22 protein-coding genes are annotated in these 16,573 nt (G+C 54.3%); all 22 read left to right on the top strand.

What is annotated here, in order from left to right:
* Positions 1–97 precede the first annotated feature (97 nt).
* The 22 genes from FHU12_RS02180 (at position 98) to FHU12_RS02280 (ending at position 16,569) form a co-directional block, all read left to right on the top strand.
* Positions 98–484: a putative holin gene (locus FHU12_RS02180; protein ID WP_033655082.1), complete on the top strand. Its 387-nt coding sequence runs from the start codon at positions 98–100 to the stop codon at positions 482–484.
* Positions 474–752 (top strand): phage holin family protein, encoded by a 279-nt coding sequence (locus tag FHU12_RS02185; protein WP_033655083.1) that lies wholly within the window; start codon positions 474–476, stop codon positions 750–752. The genes FHU12_RS02180 and FHU12_RS02185 overlap by 11 nt, the downstream gene beginning before the upstream one ends.
* A gap of 4 nt (positions 753–756) precedes the next feature.
* Positions 757–1,383, top strand: coding sequence for a glycoside hydrolase family 19 protein (locus FHU12_RS02190; protein WP_141967125.1), 627 nt, complete (start codon positions 757–759; stop codon positions 1,381–1,383).
* Positions 1,380–1,799 (top strand): DUF2570 family protein, encoded by a 420-nt coding sequence (locus tag FHU12_RS02195; RefSeq protein ID WP_141967127.1) that lies wholly within the window; start codon positions 1,380–1,382, stop codon positions 1,797–1,799. Before FHU12_RS02190 ends, FHU12_RS02195 begins: the two co-directional genes overlap by 4 nt.
* Complete coding sequence (gene lysC, locus FHU12_RS27600) at positions 1,753–1,932, top strand: Rz1-like lysis system protein LysC (protein ID WP_074181246.1); 180 nt, start codon at positions 1,753–1,755, stop codon at positions 1,930–1,932. The genes FHU12_RS02195 and lysC overlap by 47 nt, the downstream gene beginning before the upstream one ends.
* Before the next feature lie 62 nt (positions 1,933–1,994).
* Positions 1,995–2,198, top strand: coding sequence for a hypothetical protein (locus FHU12_RS02200; protein ID WP_141972821.1), 204 nt, complete (start codon positions 1,995–1,997; stop codon positions 2,196–2,198).
* 123 nt (positions 2,199–2,321) lie between these two features.
* Positions 2,322–2,606 carry an Acb2/Tad1 domain-containing protein gene (locus FHU12_RS02205; protein ID WP_141967129.1) on the top strand — a complete coding sequence of 95 codons (285 nt, stop codon included), beginning with the start codon at positions 2,322–2,324 and terminating at the stop codon, positions 2,604–2,606.
* 127 nt (positions 2,607–2,733) lie between these two features.
* Positions 2,734–3,351 (top strand): hypothetical protein, encoded by a 618-nt coding sequence (locus FHU12_RS02210; RefSeq protein ID WP_141967131.1) that lies wholly within the window; start codon positions 2,734–2,736, stop codon positions 3,349–3,351.
* A 281-nt stretch (positions 3,352–3,632) separates the two neighbouring features.
* Positions 3,633–4,142 carry a DUF1441 family protein gene (locus tag FHU12_RS02215; RefSeq protein WP_141967133.1) on the top strand — a complete coding sequence of 170 codons (510 nt, stop codon included), beginning with the start codon at positions 3,633–3,635 and terminating at the stop codon, positions 4,140–4,142.
* Positions 4,132–6,243, top strand: a complete 2,112-nt coding sequence (locus FHU12_RS02220) for a phage terminase large subunit family protein (protein ID WP_141967135.1) — start codon at positions 4,132–4,134, stop codon at positions 6,241–6,243. Before FHU12_RS02215 ends, FHU12_RS02220 begins: the two co-directional genes overlap by 11 nt.
* A complete protein-coding gene (locus tag FHU12_RS02225) occupies positions 6,240–6,455 on the top strand; it encodes a DUF6148 family protein (protein ID WP_141967137.1) in 216 nt (71 codons plus the stop codon). The genes FHU12_RS02220 and FHU12_RS02225 overlap by 4 nt, the downstream gene beginning before the upstream one ends.
* Positions 6,452–7,963: a phage portal protein gene (locus tag FHU12_RS02230; protein WP_103798694.1), complete on the top strand. Its 1,512-nt coding sequence runs from the start codon at positions 6,452–6,454 to the stop codon at positions 7,961–7,963. Before FHU12_RS02225 ends, FHU12_RS02230 begins: the two co-directional genes overlap by 4 nt.
* On the top strand, positions 7,905–9,929 hold the full coding sequence (locus tag FHU12_RS02235; protein WP_141967139.1) for a ClpP-like prohead protease/major capsid protein fusion protein: 2,025 nt from the start codon (positions 7,905–7,907) through the stop codon (positions 9,927–9,929). Before FHU12_RS02230 ends, FHU12_RS02235 begins: the two co-directional genes overlap by 59 nt.
* Before the next feature lie 84 nt (positions 9,930–10,013).
* The gene (locus tag FHU12_RS02240; RefSeq protein ID WP_141967141.1) at positions 10,014–10,337 is read left to right on the top strand and encodes a DUF2190 family protein; all 324 of its coding nucleotides are present in this window, start codon (positions 10,014–10,016) and stop codon (positions 10,335–10,337) included.
* Positions 10,330–10,605 carry an ATP-binding protein gene (locus FHU12_RS02245; protein WP_043138198.1) on the top strand — a complete coding sequence of 92 codons (276 nt, stop codon included), beginning with the start codon at positions 10,330–10,332 and terminating at the stop codon, positions 10,603–10,605. Before FHU12_RS02240 ends, FHU12_RS02245 begins: the two co-directional genes overlap by 8 nt.
* Positions 10,606–10,609: 4 nt before the next feature.
* The gene (locus FHU12_RS02250) at positions 10,610–11,179 is read left to right on the top strand and encodes a phage tail protein (protein ID WP_185742268.1); all 570 of its coding nucleotides are present in this window, start codon (positions 10,610–10,612) and stop codon (positions 11,177–11,179) included.
* Entirely contained in the window at positions 11,176–11,577 is a 402-nt protein-coding gene (locus FHU12_RS02255; RefSeq protein WP_060446893.1) for a phage minor tail U family protein, read from the top strand. Before FHU12_RS02250 ends, FHU12_RS02255 begins: the two co-directional genes overlap by 4 nt.
* An 11-nt stretch (positions 11,578–11,588) precedes the next feature.
* A complete protein-coding gene (locus tag FHU12_RS02260) occupies positions 11,589–12,326 on the top strand; it encodes a phage tail protein (protein ID WP_141967143.1) in 738 nt (245 codons plus the stop codon).
* A gap of 32 nt (positions 12,327–12,358) precedes the next feature.
* Positions 12,359–12,781: a phage tail assembly chaperone G gene (gpG, locus tag FHU12_RS02265; protein WP_260440688.1), complete on the top strand. Its 423-nt coding sequence runs from the start codon at positions 12,359–12,361 to the stop codon at positions 12,779–12,781.
* 20 nt (positions 12,782–12,801) lie between these two features.
* Positions 12,802–13,101 (top strand): phage tail assembly protein T, encoded by a 300-nt coding sequence (locus FHU12_RS02270; RefSeq protein WP_060446891.1) that lies wholly within the window; start codon positions 12,802–12,804, stop codon positions 13,099–13,101.
* On the top strand, positions 13,094–16,216 hold the full coding sequence (locus FHU12_RS02275; RefSeq protein ID WP_141967145.1) for a phage tail tape measure protein: 3,123 nt from the start codon (positions 13,094–13,096) through the stop codon (positions 16,214–16,216). Before FHU12_RS02270 ends, FHU12_RS02275 begins: the two co-directional genes overlap by 8 nt.
* Positions 16,216–16,569 (top strand): phage tail protein, encoded by a 354-nt coding sequence (locus tag FHU12_RS02280; protein WP_141967147.1) that lies wholly within the window; start codon positions 16,216–16,218, stop codon positions 16,567–16,569. The genes FHU12_RS02275 and FHU12_RS02280 overlap by 1 nt, the downstream gene beginning before the upstream one ends.
* The last annotated feature ends 4 nt before the right edge of the window (positions 16,570–16,573 follow it).

Here is a 16,573-nt window from a genome sequence, read left to right on the forward strand (position 1 = left end):
TACTCATAATCATTATTTCAAAGGCCACTTGCTAACGCTGGTGGCCTTTGTCGTTTCTAACGCCCGGCATCGGCTGAGCTAACACAGGAGATAACTCATGTCCGAACCGGTAACCAGTACCGCCGCAGGGACTTACATGATTGGCGGTATCACTATTGCTGGGCTGGTGGCGGGAGCAGATACGGGCGTAATCATCGGTGCTTTCGCTGGTGCTGTGATTTATGTCCTGTCGGCAGCTGATCTTTCAATCTGGCATCGTCTGGCGTCGTTCCTGGCATCGTTCATGATTGGCACGCTGGCGGCTGGGTTCGTCACTGACGCCATCAACTACCTGACCCCGGATGCTATTCACGCTGAAAGGCCGCTGGGTGCTGTAGTTGCTGCTGCTGTGGCGGTTCGCATCTTCATGTACATCAGCAAGCAGTCGGAAAATCCGGGGCAGTGGTTTAAGCGGCTACGGGGAGGTAGTGGTGATGGCCAGTGAAATTATCTTGATTGTGAATGCGGTGGCCTGCACGGCTATTGCGTTGCGTCTGATGACATTTCGCAGGGCTGGTGGCACTCATCGGCCATTAGCCGCATGGGCGGCATATTTCCTCATTATCGCGGCGGCGTCCGTACCAATCCGCATCCTGACCGGTGAGTACGTTTGTGCCGATTGGTCGGAGACATTCATCAATATCGCGTTTTGCGTCACGGTGCTGGCGGCACGCGGGAATGTCATGCACCTGGCTAAACCTTTCTTGAGATAGACCTATGACACAAAACGACTTTCAACGGGCGGCAGGTATCAGCGCCGGGTTAGCTGCGCGCTGGTATCCGCATCTGCTCGTAACGTTTGCAGAATTCGGCATCAACAAGCCGTTAGAGCAGGCGATGTTTATCGCGCAAATCGGCCATGAGTCGAACGGCTTCACGGCCAAGGTCGAATCATTCAACTACAGCGTTGATGGCTTGATCGCTACATTCGGCCCTAAATCGAAAGCCAAGCGGCTGACTGACTATCAGTGCCGGATGTTGGGGCGTACAGCCCAGCAGCCAGCCAAGCAGGAAGCTATTGCCAATCTGGTCTACGGCGGACGAATGGGTAACAGCGCCAGCGGTGATGGTTGGAAGTATCGCGGACGCGGGCCTATGCAAACGACCGGCCTGAAAAACTACATGGCTTGCGGCCCGGCGCTGAAGCTTGACCTGGTTGGTCATCCAGAACTGCTGGAAGAAGACCTGAACGGCATGCGTTCGGCTGGCTGGTACTGGAAAGCTAACGACTGTGGTCGCAACGCTGGTGATGTCGAGTTTACCACGCGGCGCATTAACGGCGGGACTAACGGCCTGCAGGACAGGCGCGAACGCTTCGAGCGTGCTTGCAAGGTGCTGTTATGAGCTGGCGCTGGTGGTGGGATGTAATGATCAAAGCGTGGCCTCTGCTGGTGGCGCTGCTGGCCGCTGTGCTGGTGCTCTACACGCTTTCTCTGCGCGATGACCTGGATAAATCCAAAAGGGATAACGGCGCGCTGATGGAAAAGATGGGAACCAAAGACGCGGCACTGGTGGCGATGAAACAGGCTTCCGACGCTGACAGGCAAGCTAGCGCCGCGCAGTTGGAAAAAGAGCGGAAACTGAGGGGAAAGGCTGATGCAGAAAACAAAGCGTTGCGCGAGGCTCTGGACGCGAGCGGCTGTAGCAACAAGCCTCTGCCTGGTGCTGCTCTCAACATCCTGCGCGGACAGGCCAAAGCCGCAGAGCACGCAGATGATTTACGTCCTGCCGCCAGCGGTGCTGCTGCAACAGTGCGATGACGCGCCGTTCACTGGCACAACGTTCGGTGATGCAGTGACAGCGCTGCACGCCAAACAAGGCGAAATGAAGGTGTGCGCCTCACGCATGGAGGCGTTAATCAAGTGGGCGCAGAGCGCCGGGAGAGAACAATGAGCAAGCAGTTTTACGAGCGCCGTAAGCGCTATTTAGAAGAGAAGCGCCGCCGCATGGAAGAGATGGAGGTCAGCAAGATTGTGCTGACTCAAGAGCAAATCAAAGAGCTGGCACGGTTCGCGGCTGAAGACGGTCAGCCATCATACACCATTACGCATGGGCTTATTGATGCGTTCGAGGCGGATGATGGTAAGCACGTGCCGGAGTACAGCGGCCTGATCGCCTACTCGGAGTCGAAAGAGCACGGCGTTCTGCAGTTGACCTAAATTTATAAAATTCTGCAAAAGGCATTCAATGAGTGCCTTTGACAGAATAAACGCACTGAATTCTCGTGAGGTGTTCAACTGCATCGCCGAGGTTATATCCAACGAACTAGCAGGAAATTCTATATGAGCGAATCTAAACCGCAAGATGGCAGCACTGTGAAGGGATACCGCACGTTGACCGCCGACGACATCGCGCAAATGAACGATCTGAAAGACATCAGCCGTAATTTTTGCGAACAACTCGACCTTGAACGCACACACCTCATGCTGGAGACGGTAGAGGCTGGCTCCCCGGAGGAGAACAACCGCATGGAAGCCATGCGCTGTCTGGCTATCGCCCGCACCAAGATGCAGGAAGCCTGCATGTGGGCTTGCCGAGCAGTGGCCCGACCGGACGCGGATTGCTAACCATAGGCATTACAGGTGGCCTTTGCGAGGGCCATCGATAATGCAAAATAACCAAAGCCATTTACCTGCACCTACCGCGCACCCTGCGCATCGGCAGGCTGGTGGCTTTTCTATTTGGAGATTCTGAATGAAACAGTTACCTCTGCGAGAAGTGATGCGCAACCTCGGCATAACCGCTATCAAAGACGGCTATGAGTTAAGCAACCCAGCCGGCACTGCACGTTATGACCTTCATGGCGTGCGCACTATGGTAAACGGTATCCCGGAATACTTCCCGATCACGCTGTCGGTAAAAGGCGGCCATATGCCTGTCTTCGATGACCAGGATAATATTGATGCCATTCTTGGACTCAATCAGTCTAAGACAGCCGAGAGTATCGGCACCATGACCCTCGGCATCAATGTTGATAGCGCATCCCTGACTGTGCTGGAGAGCCAGCTTACGCGCATTGCCGATCTGTACGAACGCATCCAGAAGGCACGGCACCAGGATAAGCCAGTAAGTAACTTCTATGACGACAAGGGCGTCCTGCGTTTGCGGATTGGCAAGTTTGGTATCAAAACAGCTAATCCTCCGCGCACGGCCTTCACAGTTAGTGATGGTCAAGTGTTCATCAGCGATGCACAAGTTTCCCATCTCATGAAACAAGTTAGCAAACAGGCAATGAAAGCGGCTCAGAAGACAATCGAAAGCGAGCTGCAGACTGGAGGGAGGCTTTGGACTGAGGTTCACGGCCGGCGATAAGCCAAAACAACAAGTTTCCGCCTGAATGCCATTCTTAAATGATAATTATTATCAAAAGGTACTCCCGAGGGGGTACCCCAGCCACGGGGCGGCGACCTCGCGGAAAACGGCTAGTTTTTGAGTTTTCATGCTGTCAGCAGCAGGTGTAATAACTATTTGATATATAGTGATAAAAACGTAAATCAGGTGACAAAATCGAAAAGGCACTGTCATCTGACCAGCTTGCAACCCTTTGAGTTAACGAAATAAATCGTGACTTCACCTGACAACGTGAGGTGTCAATGTCCAACATCAGCAATCTGAGGGACACCTACAACTGGAGCGTAGCGAAGATTGCTGAAGCTTTTGGGCTGAACCGCGGCACGGTGCGAAAGCGGCTGCTTGAGGCTAATACGCCGATCGCCGGCACGGTGAAAGGCAACCCTGTTTATGCCCTTAAAGACGTGGGGCCAGTGTTGTTTGGCGCGCCCGAGCCCGCCGATATTGAAGATCTTCAGAATCCGAACAAGATGGGGCCGAAAGACCGCAAGGACTGGTACCAGTCGGAAAATGAACGAATCAAGCTTGAGGAGTCGCTTAAACAGCTGCTCCCGGCATCAGAGGCACACCGGGAAATGGCGTTATTGGTTAAGGCCATTTCGCAGGTGCTGGATACCTGGCCAGATAAGCTGGAGCGTGACCGGGGCTGGCGCCCGGATCAGATAGCTGAAGCTCAGGCCGCGATAGACGAAATGCGGGAAATGTTGGCTGCGGAAGTCGTGACAGTGGAGGGGGAAAACGATGATAGCTAACTGTTACGCATCGGCCAGCGCCCTGCGTCGTGAAGTGGCCACATTACTAAAACCGCCGCGGCGCATGCCGGTGGCGCAGGCTGTTGCCAAGTATATGCGGGTACCAATGGGCGCCGGGAGTTCGCTTCCATGGGATGCGACGCTCACCCCGTATATTATTGAGCCGATGAATTGCCTGGCATCGCGCGAGTATGACGCAGTGGTCTTTGTCGGCCCGGCGCGGACAGGGAAAACGGTAGGGCTTATTGACGGCTGGATCGTCTATACCATCGTCTGCGACCCGGCTGATTTTCTGCTTATTCAGATGACCGAAGAGAAAGCCCGCGAACATTCCAAAAAGCGCCTCGACAGGACGTTTCGTGTCAGCAAGGAAGTGGCACAGCGCCTTAGTCCCCGAACCAACGACAATAACGTCCACGATAAAACATTCCGGGCAGGCAACTACCTGAAGATCGGGTGGCCATCGGTCAACATCATGTCATCATCGGATTATCGGTTTGTAGCCCTGACGGACTATGACCGCTGGCCGGATGATATTGATGGAGAAGGGGATGGTTTCTCACTGGCATCGAAGCGAACTACCACGTTTATGTCTTCGGGCATGACTCTGGTGGAAAGCTCACCAGGGCGAGAGATCACCGATGGGAAATGGCGGCCGAGTTCGTTGCATGAAGCGCCGCCGACAACCGGTATCTTGTCGCTGTTTAATCGTGGCGATCGCCGCCGCTGGTATTGGCCATGCCCACACTGTGGTGAATTCTTCCAGCCTGTTAAAGCGAATATGACGGGGTTCCGCGAACATACCGATCCGGTCGTGGCCAGCGAGGCAGCTTATATGGAATGCCCTCACTGTGCCGGGCGGATAACCGCAAATCAAAAGCGTGAACTGAACGGCCGCGGTGTGTGGCTGAAAGATGGGGAGAAAATCAGGGCAAACGGTGAACGTTATGGCGAGCCGCGGCGATCGCGCATCGCCTCATTCTGGATGGAAGGGCCGGCGGCGGCGTATCAAACCTGGGCACAGCTGGTTTATAAGCTGCTGACGGCTGAACAAGACTTTGAAGCCAATGGCAGCGAGGAAACGCTGAAAGCGATCATCAATACCGACTGGGGCTTGCCATATCTGCCGCAGTCGGCAACCGAACAGCGAAAATCGGATGCACTGATGGCACGGGCGGAGCCTGTCACGAAGCGCGCGGTTCCCGAAGGGGTACGCTTCCTTGTGGCAACGGTGGATGTTCAGGGCGGGAAAAATCGTCGTTTTGTCGTGCAGGTCATGGGATATGGCGCTCATGGCGAGCGCTGGCTGGTGGATCGCTACAACATCAGGCAGTCGATGCGTTTTGATAAGAACGGCGAAAGTTTGCCGGTTGATCCGGCCGCCTATCTTGAAGACTGGGACTTATTGCGTACGGATGTTCTGGATAAATGTTGGCCGTTGGATAAAGACCCCAGCGTAAAAATGCCTGTGCTGGCGATGGCCGTTGACTCCGGCGGTGAGGACGGTGTAACGGGTAATGCGTACGAATTCTGGCGCAAATGCCGCCGGGATGGGGTGCAGAAGAGAGTCTATCTCTTCAAGGGTGACAGCCAGGCACGCAGCAAGCTAATCAGTAAAACATTCCCCGATAATACAGAACGTTCAAACCGACGCGCGCAAGCACGTGGGGATGTGCCGCTTTATCTTCTGCAAACCAACGCGTTGAAAGACCGGATTAATAACGCGCTGCTGCGCGGTACGCCAGGGGCTAACTTTGTGCATTTCCCCGACTGGATCGGCGAATGGTTTTATGACGAGCTGACGTACGAAGAGCGCAGTCCAGATGGAAAGTGGAAGAAGCCGGGCCGCGGTGCCAACGAAGCATTCGACTTGATGGTTTACGCACAGGCGCTGGTGATCTTGCGAGGTTACGAGAAGATCAAATGGGAGAAACCGCCACCGTGGGCAGAACCCTTTGAATATTCAACCTCCCCGTTACCAGCAACAAAACCAGTATCCCGCCCAAAAGCAGTACGTGAAACCGAACCAAAAGATCCCGCTGGCGCTGAAAATAAAACTTCGGCGTGGGCGCCTATTAATTCTTCAGGAGGGTGGCTATGAATCAGGCCGATATCGAAAACATGATCCAGGGCTACGTGGCTGCGGAAAAGGCGGTTCTGGAGGGGAAGTCGATCACGTTTAACGGCCAATCAATGACGATGGAAAGCCTGTCAGAAATCCGCAAAGGGCGGGCTTATTGGGAGCGAAGGCTAGGCGATCTGATCGCATCGCGTCGTGGGCGGCCGATGTACAAAGTGGCGAGGTTCCCATGAGTTTTATCGATGATGTGATCGGCATTCTCTCGCCGGCATGGAAAGCTGGTCGGCTGCAGGCCCGCTATAAGATTGCTGCCTATGAGGCGGTAATGCCGACTCGAACCCATAAGGCTCGCAGAGAAAACCGTAACGCTAACCAGTTGACGCAGTTTGGTGGACGCTCATTGCGTGAGCAGGCGCGCTGGCTGGATAACAACCACGATCTGGTGATCGGCTTACTGGACAAGATGGAGGAACGCATTGTCGGTGCGCGCGGGATCATCGTTGAGCCTCAGCCGCTTCTACGAACTGGAGAGGTGGCGGATGATCTGGCCAAGGAGATTCGAGCCGCATGGGCGGAGTGGTCTGTGGCACCGGAAGTTACTGGGCAATATACCCGCCCGGTAATGGAGCGGTTGTTGGCGCGCACCTGGCTGCGGGATGGCGAGGTGTTCTGCCAGATGGTTCAGGGAAAAGTGGCCGGGTTGACCCCGCAGGCCGGCGTGCCGTTTTGGCTGGAAGCCCTGGAGCCTGATTTTGTGCCACTGGACAGCAATGACAGTGGCGCCGGGCTTTGTCAGGGGATTTTCCTTAATGACTGGGGGCGGCCAAAAAAATATCAGGTTTACAAATCTCTGATCACGTCGGGAATTGCTCTGGGAAATGTCAAAGAGATCGCAGCAGAGAACATGCTGCACCTGAAATTTGTGCGTCGCTTGCATCAGGTCAGGGGTAACAGCTTGCTTTCCGGGATCCTTATCCGACTCAGTGCGCTGAAGGATTACGAGGATGCTGAATTGACCGCAGCCCGTATTGCCGCTGCGCTCGGCATGTACGTAAAAAAAGGTGATGGGCAGTCTTACGATGGGGATAACTCACCAGATGATGATCGTGAAATGGATATCGTCCCTGGCATGCTCTTTGATGGGCTTCAGCCGGGTGAAGAAATCGGCATGATTAAGTCGGATCGTCCTAATCCTAACCTTGAAAACTTCCGTAATGGGCAGTTACGGGCAGTATCCGCCGGTAGTCGTGGCAGCTACTCCAGCATCGCGCGGGATTATAACGGCACCTATTCCTCCCAACGCCAAGAGCTGGTGGAGTCATTCGAGGGGTACAACATCCTGCAAGATTCGTTTGTGGCCGCGATTTCTCGCCCGAATTACCGAAACTGGCTGCAGATGGCGATCACCTCTGGCGTGATAAAAACCCCGGCTGATCTCGATCAGAAATCGCTGTTTAACGCTGTGTATAGCGGCCCGGTGATGCCGTGGATTGACCCGCTGAAAGAGGCCAATGGCTGGAAAGTTCAGGTGAGAGGCGGCGCTGCCACTGAAAGTGATTGGATCCGTTCTCGCGGCGCCAATCCGGCGGAGGTGAAGCGCCGGCGCAAAGCTGAAATTGACGAAAACAACAAGCTGGGGCTGGTGTTTGATACCGATCCCGCCAACGACAAAGGAGGCACCAGTGCCGAAGCAACGAAACAGGACGAGTCTTCGTCCCAAAGCGAACGCCGGAAGAAATAACTCTTGGTTTCGCATGCAGGCCAAGGCCAACAGCTCTGCTGATATCTACATCTATGACGAGATCGGCTACTGGGGGATCACGGCCAAGCAGTTTGTTAATGAGTTGCAGGCACTGGGTGACATTACCCAGATTAACCTGCATATCAACTCTCCGGGTGGCGATGTTTTTGATGGCATCGCCATTTTTAATGCCCTGCGCAATCATGGCGCTGCGATCACAGTACATATTGACGGCCTGGCGGCTTCCATGGCGTCAGTGATCGCGATGGTTGGCAATCCCGTCATCATGCCTGAAAACACCATGATGATGATCCATAAGCCATGGGGCTTCGCCGGCGGCGACGCCAACGACATGCGGGACTACGCAGACTTGTTGGATAAGGTCGAGAACGTGTTGATCCCGGCCTATGTCGCCAAAACAGGAAAGTCGGCGGATGAAATCGCCGCCATGCTTGACGATGAAACCTGGATGGATGGCAAAGAATGCCTCGCTTTAGGTTTCGCTGATCAGGTCATCCCCTCTCTGCAGGCCATGGCCTGTATTCATTCCAAACGCATTGAGGATTTTGAAAAAATGCCAAATGATATCCGTAACCTGATCACCCCGCCGCGTAATAGCACGACTCCTGCACCGCAGCCTAAGCCACAACCAGCCCCGACGGTACCCGAAAATACCGTGGATGTTGCTACGATCCGCGCGCAGGTGGTGGCAGAGCAAAAGGCCCGTGTGACCGACATCAATAACCTGTTTGCCATGTTTGGCGGCAAGCATCAGGAACTTCAGGCCAGCTGCATTGCTGATCTGGATTGCACCGTCTCTGCGGCAAAAGATAAGCTGCTGGAAATGCTGGGTAAAGATACGACCCCGTCAGACAAAACCACGGGCGGCGCAAAAGCACATATCGGTAACGGTAACATTGTTGGCGATAGTGTCCGTCAGATGTTGATGGCGCGCGCCGGCTATGAAGAGCGCGACAACAGCAACGCGTATAACGGTATGACGATGCGTGAGTTGGCGCGTATGTCGCTGACTGAACGTGGCATCAGCGTTTCGACGTTAAACCCGGTTCAAATGGTTGGTTTGGCGTTGACCCACAGCACGTCCGACTTCGGCAATATTCTGCTGGATGTGGCTAACAAGTCGATTTTGCAGGGTTGGGAAGAAGCCGCCGAAACGTTTGAACAGTGGACGAAGAAAGGCCAGCTTTCCGACTTTAAAACTGCAACCCGCGTGGGACTGGGCGGTTTCCCATCGTTGCGCCAGGTGCGTGAAGGTGCCGAATATAAGTACGTTACCACCGGTGATCGTGGCGAAAAAATTGCGCTGGCGACCTATGGTGAGATCTTCTCTATCACCCGCCAGGCCATCATCAACGACGATCTCAATCAGCTGACCGATGTACCGATGAAGATGGGCCGGGCGGCGAAAGCAACGATCGGCGATCTGGTCTATGCCGTGCTGGTGGACAACAAAGTCATGTCGGACGGTAAAAAGCTCTTCAGTGCCGACCACAAAAACATGACCACCGGCGCCATTGATGTGGCAAACCTGGATAAAGCCCGTCAGCTGATGCGTACGCAAAAAGAACCGACTACCGGCCGTTCGCTGAATATTCGTCCTGCGTTCCTGCTGGTGCCGACGGCGCTGGAGACAGTTGCCAACCAGACTATCAAGTCGGCCAGTGTGAAAGGGGCCGATATTAACGCCGGCATTATCAACCCAATCCAAAACTTTGCCTCTGTGATTGGCGAGGCGCGCCTTGACGACGCGGATCCGGCCGCATGGTATCTGGCATCGGCCAAGGGCAGCGACACCATTGAGGTTGCGTATCTCAATGGCGTTGACGTGCCATATATCGATCAGCAAGAGGGTTTCAACACTGACGGTATCGCGACCAAGGTACGCATTGACGCTGGCGTGGCCCCGATCGATCACCGCGGCCTGACGTATTCGTCCGGCAAATAAGCCAACCGCGCAATCATTATGGCCCTGACGGGCTTTTTTTATACCTGAAATTCGGCCCCTCTGGGGCCGTATGGAGAGTTTCAAATGGCTAAGAATTTTGTGCAGAACGGTAACACCATCGCTATTACCGCGGCCGCCGCGGATATTGCCAGCGGCGATCCTGTTGTCGTGGGTGATCTGGTCGCCGTAGCGATTACGGACATCGCTACCGGCCGCACCGGTGATGGCTTCGTTTCCGGGGTATTCCAACTGCCTAAATTGGCGGCGGATGCCATTCCGGCCGGCAAAAAGGTATTCATCAAGGATGGCGTCGTGCAGTTGGCCGCCACAGACGCTGTGGCTGCTGGCTTTGCCTGGGAGACGGCGGCGAAAGACGTCACTGTGGTTGCGGTAAAACTCAATGGCTAACCCGTTTGACAGGATGGCCGCGCGGATGGATCGCGTCACGCAATCCCGGTTCGGCAAGCCTGTCATGTTGAGTGGGGCGCCTCATATTGTCGTGGAGGCGCATTTTTTACCCGAACTGCAGGCGGTCAGCGGGGATGGCATCTCGTTGGTGGTATTTACAGCGGGCTACCGCCCCCGGCGTAATGATCCGGTGGAGTTCGACGGTAAATCCTACATCGTGACGCGGTATCAGCAGTTTAACGGTAAGCCTCACATCTGGATCGAATAGGGGAATGATGATGAAAGGTATCGAGCAGGCCATTCGTAATCTGAACACCCTCAGTAAATCCATGGTGCCGCGCGCCACTGCCCAGTCGTTAAACCGCGTGGCAGGCCGAGCTATCAGCCGGAGTACCAAGCTGGTGGCTGAGGATGTGCGGGTACAGCAGAAGCTGATCCGGCAACGTGCCAGGCTGCGAAGAGCGAGCGCTGAGCAAAATCCACCACGGGCGACGCTTTCAATCAACCGCGGTAATCTGCCGGCGATCAAACTTGGGGCGGCCAGGGTACAGCTTTCTCGCCGGGTAGGTTTTGTTGGCAAACAGGGAAGCGTATTGAAGATCGGTCGTTATACCTTTCGTCATGCGTTTATTCAGCAGTTGGCTAATGGCCGCTGGCATGTCATGCGGCGTGTCGGTCGGTCACGTTATCCGATCGAAGTCGTCAAAATACCGTTGGTGACACCTCTGACCAAAGCCTACCAGGAAGAGACTCGGCGTTTGCTGGAAACCGATATGGGCAAGGAAATGGGCTATGCCCTGAAAAACCAGCTGCGGCTTTATCTTGTGAGGAAAATTGGATGATTAAGCACACAGCGATCCGCAACGCAGTGCTCGAGCGCTGTCGCTCTACGATCACTGATGACGTGACGTATTTTGACGGCCGCCCGGCTTTCATCGATGAGAACGATTTGCCGGCAGTCGCCGTTTTCCTCGATGACGCGCGTTATACGGGGAATGAACTGGATACGGACAGCTGGCGAGCGATGCTGCACATTGTGGTGTATCTGAAAGCTACTCAACCCGACGCAACGCTCGATCAGTGGGTAGAAGAGAAGATCTACCCCGTTCTGAACGATATCCCCGCACTGTCCCCCTTGATTGAAACCATGAGCCCCGTTGGCTACGACTACCAGCGAGACGATGAAATGGCCACCTGGGGCGCTGCCGACCTTTCCTATCAACTGACTTATACCATGTAAGGAGCCTGATAATGGCAACTCCAAATCCTTTGGCGCCGGTTAAAGGCGCTGGGACGACTTTTTGGCTGTATACGGGGAATAACGATCCCTTCTATAACCCACTCAGCGATGATGGGTGGACGCGATTAGCAAAAATTAAAGACCTGCAACCCGGTGAGATCACAGCAGATTCATACGACGACAATTATCTCGACGATGAAAATGCTGACTGGAATGCGACAGCGCAGGGTGAGAAATCGGCAGGGGAAGCCAATATCACGTTGGCTTGGAAACCCGGAGAAAGCGGCCAAAAAGGGCTGGTTCAATGGTTCCATTCTGGTGAAGTCCGCGGTTACAAAATCAAGTACCCGAACGGCACCGTGGATGTTTTCAAGGGGTGGGTGAGCAGCCTTGGTAAGACGGTGACGGCCAAAGAGGTTATCACTCGCACCATTAAGGTAACCAACTCGGGCCGACCATTTATCGCAGAGGATGGTGATTCTCCGATTGTTCCTGTGACAGGGCTCACTGTTTCACCGACTACCGCTAATGTTGCGGTTGGGGCAACCGTTGACCTGACCTTCAGCGTTTTACCGGCGAATGCCACGGATGCAACGCTACGAGTTTCCTCTTCAGCGCCAGCAACGGCAACTGTGACGCTTAATGGCAAAGTGGCCAAAGTGAAAGGGGTAAAAGCCGGTAGCGTTGATGTTGTTGGCATGACGAATGACGGACTGTTTGTGGCGCTGGCCAAAGTCGCCGTTGCTTAATTTTACAACTACGCCCCGAAAGGGGCGCTTTTATGGGCGGATTTATGCTGAAAAAAGACACTTTCGAATATGCCGATCAGAAGATCGACATCAGCGAGCTTTCAGGTTTACAACGTATTGATTATCTGGATTTTATCAAGAAAGAGGCCGACCAGTTTGATGCGATGCCTGATGAAACCAGTGATTCCGACAAGAATATCGCATTTACCACCATGCGCCTGCGGATTAACGCCTGGCTGATTGCACGCTCTTTGTGGCATAGCGATAAAAAACAAGATGTTGAAAATATTCAGCAGGATATTTTGGCTGACTGGTCTGGCGCCGCTATCGCCGGCTGCAGCCACAAAATTTTGACGTTGAGCGATATGATCCCAACGGAAATTGAACCTGCAGCGGATGCTACCGTAGGCGATGAACCTAAGCACGATCAGGAAATCACCCCGGAAAAGCCCTAGCCTCCGAAATCCAGTTCGCCATGCGGTTGGCGCGCGAATTCAAGCGCCCAGACTGGAGGCGAATGCTTTCAGAGATCAGCGCATCTGAGCTGGGGGAGTGGGCCGCTTTTTATCGGGAAAATCATTTTTCTGATGGCCTGCTTGATGCCGAATTTTCGTCACTCAAGGCTATGCTGGTGGCGCTGAACACTACCGGCGATGACCCTATTTATCCAAGTGACTACAGCTTACTGACCCCGCCAGAGCCGGAAATAGAGCAGACGGACGATGATCTTATGTTGATCGGAGAGGGGATTTTCGGAGGGGTTCGCTATGGCTGAGCAGATTGCTGATCTCGTCGTCAATCTGGATGCAAATACAGTTTCGTTTCAGGAGCAGATGGGACGTGTTGAACGTCAACTGCTCGAGTCTAGCCGAAAAGCTGATGTGTCTACTGAACGCATGCGACGCCTGGCTGAGCGTCAGGCATCTGCGATCGGCGGAATAGCAGAAAACAGCGCCAGCGCAACCACAAAGATGCTGGCCAGCCAATCCACTGCCGTAGATGGCATGAAGGGTAAGTGGGCTGAGGCATCGCGCGCCGTTGATGAAACGCACCAGCGAATCGCAGAGCTTAGCGCCAGACTGAGAGAGGAGCAGCAGCAAACCCAGGTTACTGGTGACGCTCAGGATCGTCTGACTGCATCATTTTTCCGCCAAATCGATGCGATTAAGGGTGAGGAAAACAGCCTCAGAAATCTTCGGGTGATCCAGCAGCAGATCAGGGCTGCGAGGGCTGCAGGTAATATAACGCAGGGCGATTATCTTTCTCTGGTTACGGAAACTGCTACCAAAGAGCGGGCATTAGCTCAGGCTGAGCATGCAGCTGAGCAGGCCAAAGAGCGTTATCTGCAAAAATTGCGTGAGCAGGTTGCCCTGCAGGGAAAAACTTCATCTCAGATTCAGGAGTACAAGGCTGCGCAATTAGGCGTGTCGCAGCAGGCGGCGCCGCTGATTGCCAAAATCCGTGAACAGGAGGACGCCTGGAAACGTGGTGCGATCTCCGCAGGCCAATATCGTATGGCTATGCGCCAGCTGCCGATGCAGATTACTGATATCACCACATCACTCGCCGCGGGAGCGCCAGTGTGGTTAGTGGCCATTCAGCAAGGTGGCCAGATCAAAGATAGCTTTGGCGGTATGGGTAACGCGCTGCGTGCCATGTTAGGGCTACTTACCCCGGCACGGTTGCTGTTTGGTGGATCCGCAGTGGCATTGGGGTTACTTGCCTATGGTGCATATGACAGCAGCACACGAATTGCCGATCTCAACAGAGAGCTAGCAAGAACCAATGGCGTGTCTGGGCTGACAAAACAGGGGCTGCAGGGGCTGGTTGAGCAGGGGATGGCTACAGGCCAATCGTTCACCGCGGCCACCGACTCTCTGAAAGCCTTATTAGCAGCTGGCGCGCCGGCCGGAACAAATTTTTCTCAGGTAAGCCAGGCGATCGCTGCATTCTCGAAAGAAAGTGGTGAGGGCTTGGACGTCTTGGCCGGAAAATTCACTGCTATTGCCAAGGATCCCAGCCAGGGGATTCTGGCGCTGAATGAAAGCCTGCATTTCCTGACCGCTGAACAGTACGCCAACATTCGATCCCTTGAAGAGCAAGGGCGGCACATGGACGCGGTGAAGCTGGCATCTGATTTGGCGGCACAAGCCATGCATGGCGCTGCCGAAAAAATGAAAACCGAGCTTTCTTCTGTTGAGTCTTACATGCGCACGCTGAAAGATATGGCCGGGGGTATGTGGGATGCCATCACGGGTGTTTTTCGTGAAAAAACTGCCGGCGATGCTGCAGCTGAATTGGCGTCACGTGCTGCCAGTCTGCAGGCGCAGATCGAAAATTCGGAACGGACAGGTTACAACCAGAAGAACGGGAAACTTCAGGCGTGGCGTGAAGAGCTTGCTTCTCTCAACTCCCAGCTTGACGCCCTGAATCTGCAGCGCGGTGTTCAACAAGGCCTCGCAAATATTGCGCAGCAGCAAAAAGCGGAAGAGCAGGATCGGTTGCGCCTAGCACAGCAGCAGGATGCGCTGGCAACCACGCTGCAAACCAAGGAAGAAAAGCGTGCGAAGTTGATCCGGCAAACGAACGAAGCTTTTGAAAAAGGGCTGATCAAGTCAGAAGCTGAGCGTGACAAGCAGATCCAGCGCATTAACGAGCAATTCAAGGATCCGAAAAAACCAAAGGGGCCACAATACCGCACGCCGGCAGGTGAAAAGGCATCGGATAGCGCAGAGTCGGAACTGCTGGCGCTTCAGGCGCAATTGCAGGTGCTGCGTCAGCACACGGGCCTGAATGACACGATCAGCCAGCAGCGCAAAGATCTGTGGAAGACGCAGGCGCAATTCACAGTGCTTGAAGAGGCTTCCGGCAAGCGTCAACTCTCTGTTCAGGAAAAATCACTGCTATCCAGCAAGGACAAGGTGCTGGCTCTGGCAGAGCAAAAAGCCGAACTCGGTGATCAAATTGCTCATCAGGAACGGCTGAACAAATTGCAGGATGCCTCGACAAAATATGTCATCCAAATGGCAGAAAAGCAGCAGGCGCTGCAGCGCAGTGCCGGTTTGGGGGATCGAGCCGCACAGCGAGAAAGCACTTTCGCTCAGCTTCGACAGGGTTGGCAAAATCAGGGCGGGGATCTGAACGATGTCGGTTATCAGCGGCAGCTGCAAGCTGCTCAGGATTACTATGCCGCTGAGGATAAGTTGCGCAGTGACTGGATGGCCGGCGCTTCCAGTGCCTGGAGCAACTATCAGGATCAGGCATCGGATGCTGCCGGCATGACAAAGTCCCTGTTCACTTCAGCATTCTCAGGCATGGAAAACGCATTGGCATCATTTGTAACGACAGGGAAGGCCGGGTTTAGAGAGTTCACTACGTCAATTCTCTCTGACCTTGCCAAAATAGCGTTGCGTATGGCAATGAGCCAGGGATTACAGAGCCTTTTCGGCGCCATGGGTGGTGGCGGCAATAACCCCGGTCAGGTTCCAATGTTTGCGAACGCCAAAGGAGGCGTTTATTCGTCACCATCATTGAGCGCATATAGCGGACAGGTAGTGAACCAGCCTACGTTCTTCGCTTTCGCCAAAGGGGCCGGCGTGATGGGTGAGGCTGGCGCAGAGGGCATATTGCCATTGAAGCGTGGCCCAGATGGCCGTTTGGGCGTAAGTGCGTATAACACCGCCTCGGCAGGTGTGACCGGGTCGGCGCCACAGGTGAATATCACCATAGACGGCAATGGACAGGCATCACAACAGCAAACTATGCCTGGGCTGGAGTCGTTTGGATCTGATATCGGCAATTATGTAGCGAAAAAATACCGTGAGTTGAGAGATAAAGATCTCAGCCAAAACGGGGTGTTGAATCGAGCTATTCGCGGCAGGAGGGGTTAATGGCGCAACTTAAGACATTCGGATTCCCACCCCGTTATGGTACAGCGGGGGAGTTTGAACCAGTTATCAGGGAGGTTCAGTTTGGTGATGGGTATAAACAGCTGACCGGTGATGGCATCAACAGCGAAAAGGAGAGCTGGCCATTAACGTTTACCGGCCCCGGGTCATTCATTGAGCCGATTGTAGAGTTTTTGCGGGAGCATAAAGGGTATCGCTCATTCCGGTGGCGTAATCCGCTACATAAATTGGGGCTATACAATGCGGGGGCCTTTACCTTAACTCCCACATTCACCAATGCTCGGGGCCGTAATTACACCCTGACAGTTACCTTCACCCGAGCCTATCATCCATAGGACA

It is taken from the genome of Serratia marcescens (genome assembly GCF_006715005.1).
Lineage (GTDB): Bacteria > Pseudomonadota > Gammaproteobacteria > Enterobacterales > Enterobacteriaceae > Serratia > Serratia montpellierensis.

Coding starts and splice junctions, on each gene's coding strand:
- FHU12_RS02180 (WP_033655082.1), top strand. CDS start 98: ATGTCCGAACCGGTAACCAGTACCGCCGCAGGGACTTACATGATTGGC.
- FHU12_RS02185 (WP_033655083.1), top strand. CDS start 474: ATGGCCAGTGAAATTATCTTGATTGTGAATGCGGTGGCCTGCACGGCT.
- FHU12_RS02190 (WP_141967125.1), top strand. CDS start 757: ATGACACAAAACGACTTTCAACGGGCGGCAGGTATCAGCGCCGGGTTA.
- FHU12_RS02195 (WP_141967127.1), top strand. CDS start 1,380: ATGAGCTGGCGCTGGTGGTGGGATGTAATGATCAAAGCGTGGCCTCTG.
- lysC (WP_074181246.1), top strand. CDS start 1,753: ATGATTTACGTCCTGCCGCCAGCGGTGCTGCTGCAACAGTGCGATGAC.
- FHU12_RS02200 (WP_141972821.1), top strand. CDS start 1,995: ATGGAGGTCAGCAAGATTGTGCTGACTCAAGAGCAAATCAAAGAGCTG.
- FHU12_RS02205 (WP_141967129.1), top strand. CDS start 2,322: ATGAGCGAATCTAAACCGCAAGATGGCAGCACTGTGAAGGGATACCGC.
- FHU12_RS02210 (WP_141967131.1), top strand. CDS start 2,734: ATGAAACAGTTACCTCTGCGAGAAGTGATGCGCAACCTCGGCATAACC.
- FHU12_RS02215 (WP_141967133.1), top strand. CDS start 3,633: ATGTCCAACATCAGCAATCTGAGGGACACCTACAACTGGAGCGTAGCG.
- FHU12_RS02220 (WP_141967135.1), top strand. CDS start 4,132: ATGATAGCTAACTGTTACGCATCGGCCAGCGCCCTGCGTCGTGAAGTG.
- FHU12_RS02225 (WP_141967137.1), top strand. CDS start 6,240: ATGAATCAGGCCGATATCGAAAACATGATCCAGGGCTACGTGGCTGCG.
- FHU12_RS02230 (WP_103798694.1), top strand. CDS start 6,452: ATGAGTTTTATCGATGATGTGATCGGCATTCTCTCGCCGGCATGGAAA.
- FHU12_RS02240 (WP_141967141.1), top strand. CDS start 10,014: ATGGCTAAGAATTTTGTGCAGAACGGTAACACCATCGCTATTACCGCG.
- FHU12_RS02245 (WP_043138198.1), top strand. CDS start 10,330: ATGGCTAACCCGTTTGACAGGATGGCCGCGCGGATGGATCGCGTCACG.
- FHU12_RS02250 (WP_185742268.1), top strand. CDS start 10,610: ATGATGATGAAAGGTATCGAGCAGGCCATTCGTAATCTGAACACCCTC.
- FHU12_RS02255 (WP_060446893.1), top strand. CDS start 11,176: ATGATTAAGCACACAGCGATCCGCAACGCAGTGCTCGAGCGCTGTCGC.
- FHU12_RS02260 (WP_141967143.1), top strand. CDS start 11,589: ATGGCAACTCCAAATCCTTTGGCGCCGGTTAAAGGCGCTGGGACGACT.
- gpG (WP_260440688.1), top strand. CDS start 12,359: ATGGGCGGATTTATGCTGAAAAAAGACACTTTCGAATATGCCGATCAG.
- FHU12_RS02270 (WP_060446891.1), top strand. CDS start 12,802: ATGCGGTTGGCGCGCGAATTCAAGCGCCCAGACTGGAGGCGAATGCTT.
- FHU12_RS02275 (WP_141967145.1), top strand. CDS start 13,094: ATGGCTGAGCAGATTGCTGATCTCGTCGTCAATCTGGATGCAAATACA.
- FHU12_RS02280 (WP_141967147.1), top strand. CDS start 16,216: ATGGCGCAACTTAAGACATTCGGATTCCCACCCCGTTATGGTACAGCG.